1 pseudogene is annotated in these 255 nt (G+C 56.1%); it reads right to left on the bottom strand.

Annotated elements, in window-relative coordinates:
* A pseudogene (locus ACO0LL_RS30430) lies at window positions 1-255 on the bottom strand (IS3 family transposase); the annotation flags it as partial.

Raw genomic sequence — 255 nt, 5'->3', positions numbered from 1 at the left:
GCAGCGGGCCATAGGTCTCACGGCTTTGTTTGTGCACGGCGGTAATGGCAAGCTTCAGGCGTTCATCCGTCTTGACGCGCTGCGACGGTGTGCCGCTCAGCCAGGCATAGAATCCACTGCGCGAAACGCCAAAGGTACGGCACAAGGTCGTTATTGGGTAGGCAAGTCGCATGGTCTTCATGAACGCGTATTTGGCAACGACTCCTGCGCAAAATACGCTGCCGCCTTTTTTACGATATCTCGCTCCATACGCGT

Origin of the sequence: Undibacterium sp. TC4M20W, from assembly GCF_049340245.1 — a bacterium.
Taxonomy (GTDB): Bacteria; Pseudomonadota; Gammaproteobacteria; order Burkholderiales; family Burkholderiaceae_D; genus Undibacterium.
Note: the sequence above shows the minus strand (reverse complement) of the source record. Positions and strands in the feature narration are given on the sequence as shown.